This window comes from Sphingobacterium sp. Ag1, from assembly GCF_000988325.1.
In the GTDB taxonomy this organism is placed as follows: domain Bacteria; phylum Bacteroidota; class Bacteroidia; order Sphingobacteriales; family Sphingobacteriaceae; genus Sphingobacterium.
In genome coordinates this window covers 85,671-100,814 of sequence record NZ_LBGU01000034.1, presented here as the reverse complement: position 1 = coordinate 100,814, position 15,144 = coordinate 85,671, and the positions used below count along the sequence as shown (strand labels likewise).

The window sequence follows — 15,144 nt, the reverse complement described above, 5'->3', positions numbered from 1 at the left end:
TATTTAATACGTGATTGACACATTAATCCATTCGGCATCGAAGTTTGCTTTATATTTTTCATAAAACTTTATAGCTGGCTCATTCCAATCGAGGACCTGCCACACCATGCCATGAAATCCACACTGTTTGCCGTAAGCTAAAGTTTTATCAAAAAGCAGCTTGCCTATCCCTAAACCTCGCATTCTTTCGGTAACAATCAAATCTTCCAAATAGAGTCTTCTACCTTTCCAGGTTGAATATCGGACATAATATAATGAAATTCCGACAATTTCGCCATCCACTTCGGCAACAAATGCACCCCAAACGGGATTCTTTCCAAATCCTGCATCTTTAAATTCTTCAAGCGACACGGTGACCTCGTCCGGTGCTTTTTCAAAAATAGCTAATTCTTTAATTAGCTCAAGCATTTGGGTGCAATCACTTTCAATTGCCTCTCGTATCGTTGTTTTAATCATTGTTTTTGAAGTGTTTGATTACTCTTTTGCCAAATATTGTGCTTCCAATCCGTACCATTGTCGAACCTTCTTCAATCGCTAACTTATAGTCTGAAGACATTCCCATGGATAGGATATTAAAATACTCTTCCTTCCGGTAGAAACTTACCTTAATTCCATCGAATAACATTTTTAACTCATAAAATTCGGCTTTAATTACCTTTTCATTATCTGTATTGGATGCTATGCCCATTAAGCCACAGATCCGAATATTTTTTAATTCAAGAAACTCGTCGTCGCGAAGAAGTTCGATTAGTTCAGCATGGTCGAAACCGAATTTTGTTTCTTCTTCTGCAATATATACTTGCAGCAAACAGTCGATTGTGCGGTTCGCTTTCTGCGCATGTTTGTTAATTTCCTTTAATAATTTTAAAGAATCAACTGACGCAATTAAGCTCACGAATGGTGCAATATATTTGACCTTATTTGTTTGAAGGTGACCAATCATATGCCACTGAATATCATTAGGTAAAAGAGCGGCTTTTTCGACTAATTCTTGAACATGATTTTCACCAAATATACGCTGTCCCGCCTCGTAGGCTTCCATAATGTCCGAATTGGATTTTGTTTTTGAAACTGCTACAAGTTGTACGCCAACAGCCTCGGTTTCCAATCTTAACGCTTCTAAATTACTAGCAATACTCATTTCCGATATAGTTTTGATGATGTAAAAAGTGCCAAATGTCGGTGCTTTTTGTAAATTTGTACAAAACTACAAAATGCTACGATTAATACTGAATCTACTTGCAGTGATTTTTTTATTTGGTTCTTGTATCGGAACTGGGGAGAAAGATATTATCTCCCAAGGTAAGTTTGTGGATGCATTGACCGAAATTCAACTGACAGACTCCTATCTTAATATTTTACCCATTGATAGCGCACGTAAAGTGATGTTGCCTTTGTATCAAGTGACCTTTGATAAATATGGATTGGATTCGATTTCCTTTCGAAAGAACTTAGACTATTATGGTAAGGATGCTGAAGTGATGTCTGCGATATATAAAAAAGTGGGGGATAATTTAACGAAGGAAAATAAGATTTACGCCGATATAGAACGGAAAAAACAAGATTCAATTCGAACGCGCGATTCAATCCAGAATATGCGTATTCAAGATAGCACCAATCGCGTTATGCGTGCACAGCAGGCGTATCAGGAACGAATTGCAGCACTTGTCCATTATCTGCCAAATAAGGCGAAATTCAACTTTAGAGAAGCTTCTTCCTTGTTTAATACCGACTTTCAAACAAAGACCGGTATGAGCATGAACACTTATCTCATGAATCAATTGTCGGTCGGTAATTCAAATTTACCAATTGAATCGCCTTCTTTACAGAAAGACACGACTTCCCAACTGAAAACACCTGGTACTTCAGTCAAGGATACTGTTGTGACACAAAACCATGTGGAGCCACAATTACCAACAAATGAATTGGAAAAAAGACCAATTCTTACGCCGCCGCGGCACATCAAGCCACCGACGGAACTTTAACCATCAAAGAATATAATTTCTATGGTATATCCAATAAATGCAATTGATAAACTCGGGTTTTCCGAGATAAAAGATAAAATAAAACAAAAATGCCTAAGCGAATCTGGGCGTGAATTAGTTGAAAAAATTCAACCTCAAACCCGGTTTGACCAAATCGACCGATTTCTAAGACAGACCAGCGAGTTTAAGGATCTTCTGATGAATGATGGCGCATTTCCAGTTGAAAATTTCTTTCCGCTTAAATCCATTATTGAGAAAGCTCGGGTGGAGGGCGCGTTCTTATTTGAAGATGAATTCTTTCGGGTATTGTTATCCCTCAAGACTGTTTACGCTATTATCCGCTATTTTAATGAACGGGAAGGTCTCTATCCCAATTTAGAGGTATTGTTTGAGCATTTACCGATCGAGAAGGGGATTATTCGCGATATCGAAATGGTCATTGACGAGCGTGGAAAGCTTAAAAATAATGCTTCCCGATTACTTTTGGAAATAACCCAACAAATTCAACGCGCAGAACAGGAGGCCCTAAAACGTATCAATAGTATCTTTAAGAGCGCACAGGACAGCGGATGGACAGCGGATGGGAATTTGACCATACGGGATGGAAGGCTCTGTATTCCTATTCTTGCGGAAAATAAAAGAAAGCTCAAAGGTTTGATTCATGATGAGTCCGCTACGGGACAAACTGCTTATATAGAGCCTGAAGAAGTATTTCAGTTAAATAATAAAATTAGGGACCTAGAGTTTGAACGTAGGCGTGAGGTCATCCGTATTTTAGTCGAACTAACGGACAAGGTCCGGCCACATATTCCGCTCTTGCTTTCCTATCACAGCCTATTAACCAAAGTAGATTTTGTGCGAGCGAAAGCACTTTTTGCCTTGGATATTGAGGCAGAAATGCCTGAATTATCGAAGGAGGCTGAGATTAATTTGGTCAATGGTCGACATCCGCTTCTATTGCTGAATCAGCATCATACTGTTGTTCCATTGAACATTCAAATTGATCATATTCAACGTATTATTGTTGTATCGGGGCCGAATGCTGGTGGGAAATCTGTGTGTATGAAAACGGTTGGTCTTTTGCAAATCATGGTGCAATCGGGCTTATTAATACCAGCGGAACCAACAAGTAAAGTCGGTGTTTTTAAGCAGATATTTGCAGATATAGGGGATGATCAATCCATTGAAAGTGACTTAAGTACCTACAGTGCGCATCTGTCCAAAATGAAATATTTTACGGAATTTGCAAATGGACGTACTTTGGTACTGATCGATGAGTTTGGAACCGGTACCGACCCTTTGTTTGGCGGACCTATTGCTGAGGCTGTATTGGAATCCCTTAACAAAAAACAAATCAGGGGAGTTGTGACCACCCACTATTCAAATCTCAAAGTTTTTGCCAGCAATACTACAGGTCTGGAAAATGCTTCAATGTTATTTGATAATCGCGAAATGAAACCGATGTATATCCTACAAATTGGTAAGCCAGGAAGCTCTTATGCTTTTGAAATCGCACAGAAAATAGGATTAGGTAAGGATATTTTGGAGTCTGCTAAAAGTAAAATTGGTGTTCAGCAGAAGAAGGTAGATACATTATTGATCGATCTTGAGCGAGAAAAGAAGGAGGTGTTTGATACAAAAGTTGCTATTAATAAGCGTGAAAAGGAACTGGAGTCAATTAAATCGGATTATTTGGAATTACAAAGTTATTTAGAAGAAAATAAGCGTGTAATTTTGAAGAAGGCGAAAGAGGAGGCGCAGCAAATTATTAAAAGTTCGAACAAGCTAATCGAAAATACGGTAGCGCAGATCAAATCTGCAAAAGCGGATAAGGAGAAAACTCGTGAGTTGCGCAGCAATTTGGATAAGGCACTTCAAGCTGTTCTTCCCAAAGAGCAAAAACCAGTAAAACAAATCGTCAAAGAGAAAACACCGGAATCCACTGTATTAAATATTGGGGATTGGGTGCAAATTATTGATAATGGAGCTGAAGCGCAGATTGTCGAAATTGCGAAGAACAACCTTATTCTTGCCATGGGTGAACTGCGTACTGTTCAAAAGCGAAAGAATGTGATTAAACTCGAGGGACGGGAAGGGAAGAAGTCTGCAAAAAGTCTATCAAAATCATTATCTTCTAGTAGTGTAGCTGATTTCAAGCCAGAACTTGATTTAAGAGGCATGCGCACAGAAGACGCACTGCATGAATTAGAACGTGTTCTGGATCGGGCCGTCATGATAGGTTACCCGTCCTTAAAAATTATTCATGGTAAAGGTGATGGTATTTTGCGCAAATTTATTCGCGACTACCTTCGTAAATATAGCCATGTAAGTCGTTTTGAGGATGAACACCAAGATCGTGGGGGCGATGGTATAACTTACGCTTATCTATAGTCTAAATTGCATGGAGCTGAGCATGTTCGAAGCTCCGTGTTTAATCTTTCTGTAAAGTTCGGCATGGAGAATATCATTAACTTTTTGACTAGTGAGCCTTTGTTAAACGCTTTCACTTCAATTCTGTGTGGCAGTTTAATTGGTTTTGAACGTGAGTATAGGAATAAATCTGCTGGATTTCGGACGGTAGTGCTTATTTGTTTCGGTTCGGCAATGTTTACGATTGTTTCCTGTTTGTTTATTGGCAATAGTACTGATCGCGTTGCTGCAAATATTGTGACTGGTATAGGCTTTATTGGTGCTGGTGTGATCTTTAAGGGCAAACTATCGGTCAGTGGTCTCACAACAGCGGCCGTTATTTGGGCGACAGCTGGTATAGGCATGTTTGCCGGATTGGGGCAACTGGTTTATGCGATTTCCTTTGCTGTTTTTATGGTAGTAATACTCGCGCTTTTTCAGCGGATCGAAATTCTTCTGGCTCGTTATTACCTAGTTCGTTCTCTACATGTAAAATTTAGTTCCAATGAGTTTTATCACTTACATGAGTTTGAACAATTGGCATTGGATTTTAAGATTAAAGCTACCAGGCGTGTTATTGAAAAGATCAATGGAAAGTTGGAAGTTATGTATGATATTTCTGGTAAAATGACTGATTTAGATCGTTTTAACCAACAATTGGCAGGCTCATTAGTTATAGATGAGTTTTACTATAACAAATAAACACATCTATAACTAACCACATGGTAGCTTAGGTCGTTTCTTTACCCCCGAAAGTTATCAAAACCATGCCTGAAATAATGACAAACATACCCAGTACCTGCTGCCAGCTCAATGAACTTTTAAAATATAGCGCCATCGCCAATTGGACTGTCAAGAATGTACCGCCTGAACATAGGGCAATTACGATAGGTTGAGAGACATTCTTAAATAACTGCACAAGAAACCAACTTGCTGATAAAAGAATAATGTTTCCAATAATTAAAGTAGTCCATTTATATTTTGGATGTATCCCGCCAAGTTTAAACAGGATAGATGAAATAATTTGACAGGCCCAAAATGCCACAAAATATATATAGTTCAGCATGGCTTTCTTATTCGTATCTACTGTAAGCACTATTAAAAGATTGGCGCATCAATGCGAATTGGTCGATCACACTTTTCAGAAATTCTTCGTCAAGTAAATCAAAGACACCATTTACACCGCCAATTATATCCATTTCTGCGATTTTATAGGATTGTTCTAAGTTTCCTTGTTCAAATTTAATAATGAATTTTTGATTCATACCAAAGATTGAAATCTTGCAATCGGGATGGGGGAGTTCAGCTATTAATCTCATGTAAATTTCGTGTTTTTTAAAATTAGCATAAAAGTATAAAAAAACGCCCAAATGCAATGCATTTGAGCGCTCAGGATTATGATATGATTAGAAAAAGGCGTGTTATACGATACCTTGTGCTTTCATCGCGTTAGCGACTTTTATAAAACCACCAATATTGGCACCTTTCAAATAATTAACAAATCCACTGTCTTGACCATATTTCAAACAAGTTTCGTGAATGCTTTCCATAATGGTTTTTAAGCGATTGTCAACTTCTTCTGTACACCATTGTGTACGGATTGAGTTTTGAGACATTTCCAAACCGCTGACAGCAACACCACCAGCATTCGCAGCTTTACCAGGCGCAAAACTAATTTTTGCGTCTAGAAAAACTTTAATAGCTTCAGCAGTAGAAGGCATATTGGCGCCTTCAGCTACGCACGTACAACCATTTGCAACAAGCGCTTTAGCATCCGATTCTTCTAATTCATTTTGTGTTGCACACGGCAATGCGATATCACACTTAAACTGCCATGGCTTTTGACCAGGTAAGAATTGGGCGTTCGGATAGCGCGCTGGGTACTGATCGAGGTTTCTTCCCAAAGTAGCCCCAAATGCCATTTTTTCAGCGTCAAAACCATCGGGGTCATAAAGTGTACCCAGACTATTTGATACCGTAATTACTTTGGCTCCAAGTTGAACGGCTTTTTCAACAGCGTAAAAGGCTACGTTGCCAGCACCAGATACTGTAGCTACTTTACCTTGTAAAGATTTTCCCTGATATTTGAAGATACAGTCAACAAAATATAGGAGCCCATAACCGGTCGCTTCAGGACGAATATATGATCCACCCCATAATTCACCTTTACCTGTTAGAACACCTGTAAAATTGTTTTGAAGTCGTTTAAATTGACCAAATAAGAAGCCTATTTCGCGTCCGCCAACGCCAATGTCGCCCGCAGGAACGTCTGTATCCGCGCCAATATGACGATAAAGTTCGGTCATAAAGCTTTGACAAAAACGCATAATTTCATTGTCTGATTTACCTTTAGGGTCAAAATCAGCCCCCCCTTTACCACCACCAATTGGTAGTCCTGTTAAGCTATTTTTAAATACTTGCTCAAAAGCGAGGAATTTTAAAATACTTTGGTTAACAGAAGGAGCGAAGCGGAGACCACCTTTATATGGGCCGATTGAACTGTTCATTTGAACACGATAGCCACGATTTACCTGTACTTGGTGGTTATCATCCAACCATGTTACGCGAAAAGATATAATACGCTCAGGTTCAGTAAGTCTCTCAAGAATTTTTTGGTCGAAAAAATCGGGATGATTTTCAGTGATATAAGGAAATAAATCCTCAGTAACTTCCTTTACAGCTTGTAAGAATTCTGGTTCATTTGGATTACGTTTCTCAACGATTGAAATGAACTCGTTAAAGTTTTTTGACATGTTTTAATTAGTAAAATTTCCCTTTGGCTGGCACTAATTTATATAATTTTTAACGAAAAACCAATATTTGTTAATTATTTACAATTATTAATGTGTTTTGATGAAATTTCATATTTTATTATAATTATTCAAAACCGATTAATTAAGAGAGAAATGAAGGAAAAATGAACATATAACAGTATTTTATTCGAGTTATTATTAAAAAAATAGAAGCATTTTCGTTTTTTACAAAATAACTGTAAATACTGATGATCATTGATAAATATTTAATAGTTGATAGTTTTTTCCGATTATTTGATAAATATACCAAACCCCTATTTTTCTCTTATATAGTATTTATAATAAATATTATGTTAAATAATGAATTACCGGACGTACCCTATTTTACAGTTGATCTATATCAACCTGGTTCTTTGGTATTATAAGCTAAACTTCATAAAAAAAGGAACCCAGATATTGCTTGAGTTCCTTGAAAAATATTTAGGTTGAATATTTACGTTTAAAAAAAATATTAATCGACTGCCTGAATCATTAAAGCACCAACGGTTAGATTTGTCCGTGGATCAATAACAATCGCTTGAGAATTTGCCGGATTTTCCTGCTGCAGATCAAATACTAGATTCTCAGCGGACTTAATGGCTATTCGACCAATATCATTTAGTTTGATTGGATCATTATATATTTTTTCCTGTGTATTGATATCAAATTTGTATAACACATCTAAAATCTTAACCTTGGTTAATTTACTGTGGCTTTGGACAAGATAAACTTGCGCAGTATCCAAAGGTTTATTGTCGAACCAACATAAGTTTGCTTGAATATTGCGCTCAAACTTTGGCGGCTGTTCTACACTTGCAATGGTATCGCCGCGACTAATGTCGACATCGTCACTGAGGTGTACAATGACAGATTGTCCGTTTTCAGCCCGTTGAAGTTGTTGCCCGTTTAATTCAATCGCTTGAATTGTGCTATATGTTTCTGCTGGATAAACAATAACCTGGTCACCAACCGTGAGCCCCTCTCCTAGTACTCGACCTGCATAACCTCTATAGTCGTGTAAATCATCGGTTTGTGGTCTTACAACCCATTGGACGGGAAACCTCCAACTGGCTGCTTCCTGTTCGTGAATTTCTACATTTTCCAGGTAATCCAATAAGGATTCGCCTGCATACCAGCTCATTCTTTCGGACTTATGGACAATATTGTCTCCTTTTAAGGCTGAAACAGGTATGAAATCAATATCCTTAAGTCCGAGATTGTTAGCTAAAGTTAAATAATCAGCCTTGATCTGTTCGAAAACAGAAGCGCTATAATCGACCATATCCATCTTGTTTATGCAGACCAAAACTTGTTTCATGGCCAATAATTTGGCTATGAAAGAATGACGTTTTGTTTGCTCTATTACGCCTTTGCGTGCATCAACCAGAATGATTATGAGATCTGAATTGGAAGCTCCAGTTACCATGTTTCTGGTGTATTGGATATGTCCTGGAGCATCGGCTATAATATATTTTCGGTGTTCAGTCTGGAAATATTTATAGGCTACATCAATTGTTATGCCTTGTTCACGTTCAGCTTTAAGTCCATCAGTCAATATGGCCAAGTCTACCGTCCCATCGTCATTTTTCCGGTTGGCACGCTGTATAGCTTCCAATTGGTCGTCCAAAATGGAGTTTGTATCATATAGTAATCGGCCAATCAAGGTACTTTTACCATCATCTACAGAACCGGCCGTTATAAATTTCAATATATTCATTGTTGTCAATATCAGGTATGTGATTTGAATTAAAAGTATCCTTGTTTTTTACGCTCTTCCATGGCTGCTTCCGATACCTTATCGTCCATTCTAGCGCCACGTTCACTTACTGTTGAAGCCTTGATTTCGGCGATAATATCATCTAGCTCCGTTGCTGTTGAATCTACGGCTGCTGTACAGGTCATGTCGCCTACAGTTCTGAAACGTACAGATTTGCGTTCTATGATATCATCAGCATCGATATTTAAGAATGAGGCAGCAGCCATCAGTTGCCCATTGCGGGTAATAACATCCCGCTCATGGCTGAAATAAATCGATGGCAATGCAATCTGTTCACGTTTAATATAGTTCCAAACATCGAGCTCAGTCCAGTTTGAAATAGGAAACACCCGTACATTTTCGCCTTTGTTTATTTTGCCATTAAAGATGCTCCACAGCTCAGGTCTTTGGCGTTTCGGATCCCATTGTCCAAATTCATCACGCACGGAGAAGATTCTTTCCTTAGCACGCGCTTTTTCTTCGTCCCGACGTGCGCCACCGATACAGGCATCAAAACCATGTTTAGCGATTGTATCGAGTAAGGTAACTGTTTGCAAGGCGTTCCGACTTGCATTTTTTCCTTTTTGCTCAACGACTTTTCCTTGATCAATGCTGTCTTGAACATAACCAACGATAAGTTTTTCTCCTATGTCTTTAATCAATGAATCCCTGAAAGTAATTGTCTCGGGAAAATTGTGACCAGTGTCAATATGAACTAGTGGAAAAGGAAATTTACCAGGTCTAAATGCTTTTTTTGCTAGGTGAACAAGTGTAATGGAGTCCTTACCACCAGAGAATAATAGCGCTGGTTTTTCAAATTGTCCGGCTACCTCCCTTAAAATATATATTGCTTCCGCTTCTAAATGATCTAAATAGTCCATTCTCTGAAATAATAAAATTTGATTTTAATGAATTTGGGTTTCTACTTCGTTATTTTATGATTTAACGGCGTGCAAACCACATTCTTTTTTACTTTGATCTTCCCACCACCATCTACCAGCGCGGAAGTCCTCTCCTTCTTGTATTGCTCTTGTACAAGGTTGACAACCGATACTTGGGAAACCCTTGTCGTGTAGCACATTGTACGGGATATATTGCTCTTTACAATAATTTTTAACTTCCTCAAAAGTCCAGTCAAATAAAGGATGGATTTTGATGATTTGGTTTGTTTCATCGTATTCGATAAAGTCCATGTCGTGGCGATTGATGGATTGATCTGATCGGATGCCCGTTACCCAAATTTTTTTCCCTTTAATCGCGCGTTGTAAAGGTTCAATTTTCCTTATCCTACAACATTCCTTCCGATTCTCAACCGACTCATAAAAGGAGTTTGGACCTTTTCTGCTGATAAAATCTTCCAACGATGTTGTATCCGCAGTATATGTTTTGATACTCAACTGATAACGCTCTAAGGTGCGGCTCCAAAGGGAATAGGTCTCTTTGAATAGCCGTCCAGTATCCAGCGTAAATATTTCGATATTAATATTATTTTTACCGATCCATTCCGTGATTACTTGATCCTCAATACCGAAAGAGGTTGAAAAAACTACCTCATTAGGAAATAGTGAGGCTATTGTTTGTAAGAGCTCCACTCCTTTTTTTTCGCCAATAATTTCTTTAATTTCCTTAACGTTCATAACGTAATATATTTTTTGTATGCTCGTTCAACTGCTTTACTTTGTATTCAAAATCTCCTCGGAGCTGCTCTCGATAAGCACTCATGAGTGATAGTGTTTCGTCAATTTCCTCCGGTAACAAGTCATTCAATAGTTCCTTCACCCTTTTGGCAATCGTCGGTGATTTGCCATTGGTGGAAATAGCTATTTTCAAGTCGCCTTTCTTTACGATGGACCCCAGGTAGAAGTCGCATAATTCGGGTTTGTCCGCGGCATTAAACAGTATGTTATTTTGCCTGGTTAAATTACGCAGCTGCTCGTTGAGCTCCATGTTATTGGTTGCTGCAATAACAAGTTGTTTGTCCGTAAGGTCGTCTGGTCTAAACGGACGAATGTGGAGCCGAATTTGTGTGTAATTTTGTAATAACTCCTTAAATTCCGGGATGATTTCCCGAGTCACAATGGTCAGTTTTAATCCCTCATCATTGGAAATTAAAGCTTGAAATTTTTCCAATGCAACTTTCCCGCCCCCAACAAGTAAGGTGTCAATTTGATTCAATTTGACGAATATTGGAAATAGCTGGTTCATATCTATAAAGCTAAAGCTTTTTCTTTAATGTGTTGGAATGAACGATGCTTGGCAACGACCTCGCCGATTACAATAATCGCTGGGACACCGACCCTTTTCTCTTTTGATTCATCAAGAATATTATCGATAGTACCTAGTACAACTTTTTCATTAGGCAATGAACCATTTTGAATCAAGGCTATTGGTAAATTATGAAGATTTCTTTGGCGGTAGATTTCCACGATCTCTGCCAATTTTCCGTAGCCCATCAAGACAACGACAGTGGCCTTGGATTCTGCCGCCAGATAAAGATCTGTTGAAAGTGAACCGTCCGATTTGGAGCCTGTGATGACCCAAAAGCTCTCACTGATTCCCCGGTAAGTTAATGGAAGTTGTTGTAGTCCGGTAAGTCCAATTGCGGAGGAAATACCTGGCACAACGGTAGTTTCAATACCATATTGCTGTACGTAGTCAATTTCTTCGCCACCACGGCCAAAAACAAATGGATCACCACCTTTTAGACGTACAACATGTCCATAGTTTAAGGCATAATCCACCAAAAGGCGATTGATTTCATCCTGTGAAGTAGAGATTTGTTCGGCTCGTTTTCCAACATATATCTTGATGCATTCAGCCTGTGCATAATCCAGTAGTTCATCATTCACCAAGGCGTCGTATAAAATGACATCTGCTTTTTCTATTGCTTTGATGCCCTTTAGGCTGATCAGATCCGGATCACCGGGGCCTGCTCCTACCAATGTTACTTTTGCTTTTATTGACATACCTATTCCCTCCTATACCAATACTGGTTTTAAATTTTTCCGTTGATAGACTTCATTGATAAACTTCGTTGCTTCCTGAAGGTAGTTGATTGCAAAATGCTCCGTTGGTTCATTTTTACTAATCTGTAGAACTAATTCTGGAAACGTTTGGTCAAAATTATATTCACCTGTTTCCACGAAATGTGTTTGGAATTCGTTGATTACGATATTTTGTGTGCTGGCGCTAATCCCTTTATCCAATAGTAGGGCTTTTGCTGCTTGTACAAAGGCATTATAAGCGTGATAAATCGCATCCGAGAATTTGGATTCCTGAAATGTTTCATTTGCCCATTGTAACTTTTCTTCCGCCTCATAGATCAACGTAGCAACCAAGTCAATCACGACACCTGCACACTCGCCAACTCCGATTGCCGTTTGGAAAGTTCCTTCATGTCCCCAGTCGACAAATTCGTCCTCAGCAAGATTGGTCAAATCCGATAGAGGCTTTAAAAGATTATAAAAGTAATTTTTACTTTGTCTGTCGTAGTAAGCATGGAAGTTTTCATTTGCTTCAGCATTTTTTTTATAATCATTCAGCACCCATTCTACAACATGCAAGACTCTTTTTGTCGGCACTTTAATAATACGCTCGGCAACACGTCCTTCACCATTACCAATTGTCCCGCCGCCAAGCATAACTTGGGCTGCAGGGACCACTTTGCCCTCCGCTTTAACCGAACTACCATGAAAGCCGATATGTGCCAGACCATGTTGGCCACAAGAATTCATACAACCCGAAATTTTTATTTTTAAATCCCGATTAAAGACAAAATCCTGATGAAATTCGGCGATATAAGATTCGATAACCCGCGCCATTTCAGTACTGTTTGAGATGCCTAGATTACAGGTATCCGTACCAGGGCAAGTTGTTACATCAGCAGTACTATCAAAACCTACCTGCGCTAGATCCAACGATTTAAGTAGTTGATAAATATGTGGCAGTGACTTTTCTGTTGCGTATTTTAGCAGTAGGCTTTGGTTTTGTGTGATACGGATATCGTCCGCGACCAAATCCTTCAGACCTGCAACCAACGCGCGTGCTTTATCTGTACCTATATCACCGGTGGATACCCGCACATAGACACCGTAATATCCTTTTTGTTTTTGTTCGAATGTATTGGTGCCCTTCCAAACTTGATAGTTTAGATCACTATCTAGATTAATCGTTGATAGCTGATTGTCGTCCGGTGGTATTGGCTGTTCGATTTTGGTTCGGTCGATCGGATAGCTTTTCACCTTCGTGGCGATTTTCTCGGCTTCAATTAAACTTAGCACTTCCTCTAACCCTAGTTTCTGAATAAGGTATTTGAATCGAGCTTTATTTCGGTTATTTCTTTCACCATAACGATCAAAGACACGAAGTGTCGCTTCGATATAAGGGATCAATTCATCTTCTGGTAAAAACTCGCTTGTCACTGATGCTAAGAAAGGCTGAGATCCCAATCCCCCACCCAATAACACTTTAAAACCACGAATTTCCACACCATCAACAATTTTTAGTTTTGGAATAAAACCAAGGTCATGAATATAGGAAAACGCAGTGTCTTCATCACTGGCAGAAAATGACATTTTGAATTTTCGTCCCATTTCCGCACATACTGGATTGCGCAAAAAATATTCAAAGGTCGCCTGAGCATATGGCGAAACATCAAAAGGTTCCTTTGGATCGATTCCCGAGCTTGGGGAAGCGGTGACATTACGGACTGTATTTCCACAAGCTTCGCGTAATGTAATATCGTCTTCAGCCAATTTGGACCAAAGTTCTGGTGTACGGTCAAGACTAACGTAATGAATCTGTATATCTTGACGTGTGGTCAGGTGCAGATTACGGCTTGCGTATTCGTCTGATATTGCTGCAATTTTGTTCAATTGCTTAAACGTAACCTTTCCAAATGGAAGTTTTATACGAACCATTTGAACTCCAGGTTGTCTTTGTCCATATACCCCCCTAGCCAAACGCAACGATCTAAATTTCTCGTCGGCAATTTTGCCCTCGTGGAACAATCGAATCTTTTTTTCAAGTTCTATAATTTCCTTCTCCACGATAGGATTTTCTAATTCTGTGCGGAAGCTTTGCATATAACAAATAAAATCTATTGATTTAGTATTCTTTTCTCGATGTCAAATGTAAAAATATTTTTTTAATATTCTATAATATCTACCAAATTAATATATATTTGCCCTATAAAATTTAATATATAAAACCTGTAGACTTTTAGGTGTAATGATGAGAAAGTTTTTTATAATCTTGATTTTAAGCTATGTAATCGTATTTAAAATGACTTCCTGTGCGCCAAAAGTCAAAAATGGTTATAGTAAGGAACATGGTTTTGAAGGTAATATTTCTTTGTCCGGTGCCTTTGCCCTTTATCCTTTAGCTGTAGTTTGGAGCGAAGATTTTAAAAAAATACATCCAAATGTTCGCTTCAATATTTCAGCTGGAGGTGCTGGAAAAGGAATCGCCGATGTTCTGACAGGTATGGTTGATATCGGAATGGTATCGAGAGACCTACACGAGCAGGAAATAAAAAAAGGGGCTGTTCCAGTTATTGTTGCTAAAGACGCTGTTATCTGTACGATTAATCCTGGTAACCCTAATTATTCCGCTATTTTGAAGCGTGGTCTGAGCCGCGAAGAATTGCTGAATATTTTTGTAAATAGAAAGTTTAAGACCTGGAAAGAAATTGATCCTCAGTTTACGGCGGATCCTATCAACGTGTATGTACGTTCGGATGCTGCAGGAGCGGCTGAAACATGGGCTAAATTTTTTGGTCATAAGCAGGAGGATCTGCAAGGTATTGGCATTTTTGGTGACCCTGGGATTGCTCAGGCCATTAAAGATGATACTCACGGGATTGGATTCAATAACATTAACTACGTCTATAATCTGAAAACCAATAACGTGTTTGATCGTATTGCGGTTGTTCCTTTGGATCTCAATAAAAATGGGCACATTGAGGATGATGAGCAGTTTTATGGTACTCTATCTAATTTGACAGAGGCCGTCGCTACAGGAAAATACCCAGCTCCACCCTCAAGAGAGCTAACCTTTGTAACGCGCAATAAGACCGAATCCCTTCTCTTGAAGGAATTTATTTCTTTTGTGCTTCAAAAACAGGCCCAATCGCAACTCCTTGAGAATGGCTATGTCCCACTAGATGAAACATTGATAAAAGAAGAACTTAATAAGTTATAGC

15 protein-coding genes are annotated in these 15,144 nt (G+C 38.8%); 4 read left to right on the top strand and 11 right to left on the bottom strand.

The window, feature by feature from the left end; translation table 11 throughout:
* Positions 1-3 precede the first annotated feature (3 nt).
* Both AAW12_RS09615 and AAW12_RS09610 read right to left on the bottom strand, forming a co-directional pair.
* Positions 4-456 (bottom strand): GNAT family N-acetyltransferase, encoded by a 453-nt coding sequence (locus AAW12_RS09615; RefSeq protein WP_046673395.1) that lies wholly within the window; start codon positions 454-456, stop codon positions 4-6.
* Positions 449-1,141, bottom strand: a complete 693-nt coding sequence (locus AAW12_RS09610) for a YggS family pyridoxal phosphate-dependent enzyme (RefSeq protein ID WP_046673394.1) — start codon at positions 1,139-1,141, stop codon at positions 449-451. Before AAW12_RS09610 ends, AAW12_RS09615 begins: the two co-directional genes overlap by 8 nt.
* 73 nt (positions 1,142-1,214) lie before the next feature.
* Here AAW12_RS09610 and AAW12_RS09605 point away from each other — a divergent pair, with 73 nt between their 5' ends.
* The 3 genes from AAW12_RS09605 (at position 1,215) to AAW12_RS09595 (ending at position 5,096) form a co-directional block, all read left to right on the top strand.
* Positions 1,215-1,985, top strand: a complete 771-nt coding sequence (locus AAW12_RS09605) for a DUF4296 domain-containing protein (protein WP_046673393.1) — start codon at positions 1,215-1,217, stop codon at positions 1,983-1,985.
* Between the two features lie 21 nt (positions 1,986-2,006).
* Positions 2,007-4,376, top strand: a complete 2,370-nt coding sequence (locus AAW12_RS09600; RefSeq protein WP_046673392.1) for an endonuclease MutS2 — start codon at positions 2,007-2,009, stop codon at positions 4,374-4,376.
* 63 nt (positions 4,377-4,439) lie between these two features.
* Positions 4,440-5,096: an MgtC/SapB family protein gene (locus AAW12_RS09595; protein WP_046673391.1), complete on the top strand. Its 657-nt coding sequence runs from the start codon at positions 4,440-4,442 to the stop codon at positions 5,094-5,096.
* Between the two features lie 28 nt (positions 5,097-5,124).
* Here the strand turns inward: AAW12_RS09595 and AAW12_RS09590 are convergent, their stop codons facing one another.
* The 9 genes from AAW12_RS09590 to AAW12_RS09550 form a co-directional block, all read right to left on the bottom strand.
* The gene (locus AAW12_RS09590) at positions 5,125-5,460 is read right to left on the bottom strand and encodes a hypothetical protein (RefSeq protein ID WP_231585243.1); all 336 of its coding nucleotides are present in this window, start codon (positions 5,458-5,460) and stop codon (positions 5,125-5,127) included.
* A gap of 7 nt (positions 5,461-5,467) precedes the next feature.
* The gene (locus AAW12_RS09585; RefSeq protein WP_046673390.1) at positions 5,468-5,713 is read right to left on the bottom strand and encodes a hypothetical protein; all 246 of its coding nucleotides are present in this window, start codon (positions 5,711-5,713) and stop codon (positions 5,468-5,470) included.
* A gap of 102 nt (positions 5,714-5,815) precedes the next feature.
* A complete protein-coding gene (gene gdhA, locus AAW12_RS09580) occupies positions 5,816-7,147 on the bottom strand; it encodes an NADP-specific glutamate dehydrogenase (protein ID WP_046673389.1) in 1,332 nt (443 codons plus the stop codon).
* 511 nt (positions 7,148-7,658) lie between these two features.
* Entirely contained in the window at positions 7,659-8,903 is a 1,245-nt protein-coding gene (locus AAW12_RS09575; protein ID WP_046673388.1) for a sulfate adenylyltransferase subunit 1, read from the bottom strand.
* Between the two features lie 29 nt (positions 8,904-8,932).
* Complete coding sequence (gene cysD, locus AAW12_RS09570) at positions 8,933-9,823, bottom strand: sulfate adenylyltransferase subunit CysD (protein ID WP_046673387.1); 891 nt, start codon at positions 9,821-9,823, stop codon at positions 8,933-8,935.
* A gap of 54 nt (positions 9,824-9,877) precedes the next feature.
* Positions 9,878-10,579: a phosphoadenylyl-sulfate reductase gene (locus AAW12_RS09565; protein ID WP_046673386.1), complete on the bottom strand. Its 702-nt coding sequence runs from the start codon at positions 10,577-10,579 to the stop codon at positions 9,878-9,880.
* A complete protein-coding gene (locus tag AAW12_RS09560; RefSeq protein WP_046673385.1) occupies positions 10,569-11,147 on the bottom strand; it encodes a bifunctional precorrin-2 dehydrogenase/sirohydrochlorin ferrochelatase in 579 nt (192 codons plus the stop codon). The genes AAW12_RS09565 and AAW12_RS09560 overlap by 11 nt, the downstream gene beginning before the upstream one ends.
* A 2-nt stretch (positions 11,148-11,149) precedes the next feature.
* On the bottom strand, positions 11,150-11,908 hold the full coding sequence (gene cobA / locus AAW12_RS09555) for a uroporphyrinogen-III C-methyltransferase (RefSeq protein ID WP_046673384.1): 759 nt from the start codon (positions 11,906-11,908) through the stop codon (positions 11,150-11,152).
* Positions 11,909-11,920: 12 nt separating this feature from the next.
* Entirely contained in the window at positions 11,921-14,026 is a 2,106-nt protein-coding gene (locus tag AAW12_RS09550; protein WP_046673383.1) for a HEPN domain-containing protein, read from the bottom strand.
* A 145-nt stretch (positions 14,027-14,171) separates the two neighbouring features.
* Here AAW12_RS09550 and AAW12_RS09545 point away from each other — a divergent pair, with 145 nt between their 5' ends.
* The gene (locus AAW12_RS09545; protein WP_046673382.1) at positions 14,172-15,143 is read left to right on the top strand and encodes a PstS family phosphate ABC transporter substrate-binding protein; all 972 of its coding nucleotides are present in this window, start codon (positions 14,172-14,174) and stop codon (positions 15,141-15,143) included.
* Position 15,144 lies beyond the last annotated feature (1 nt).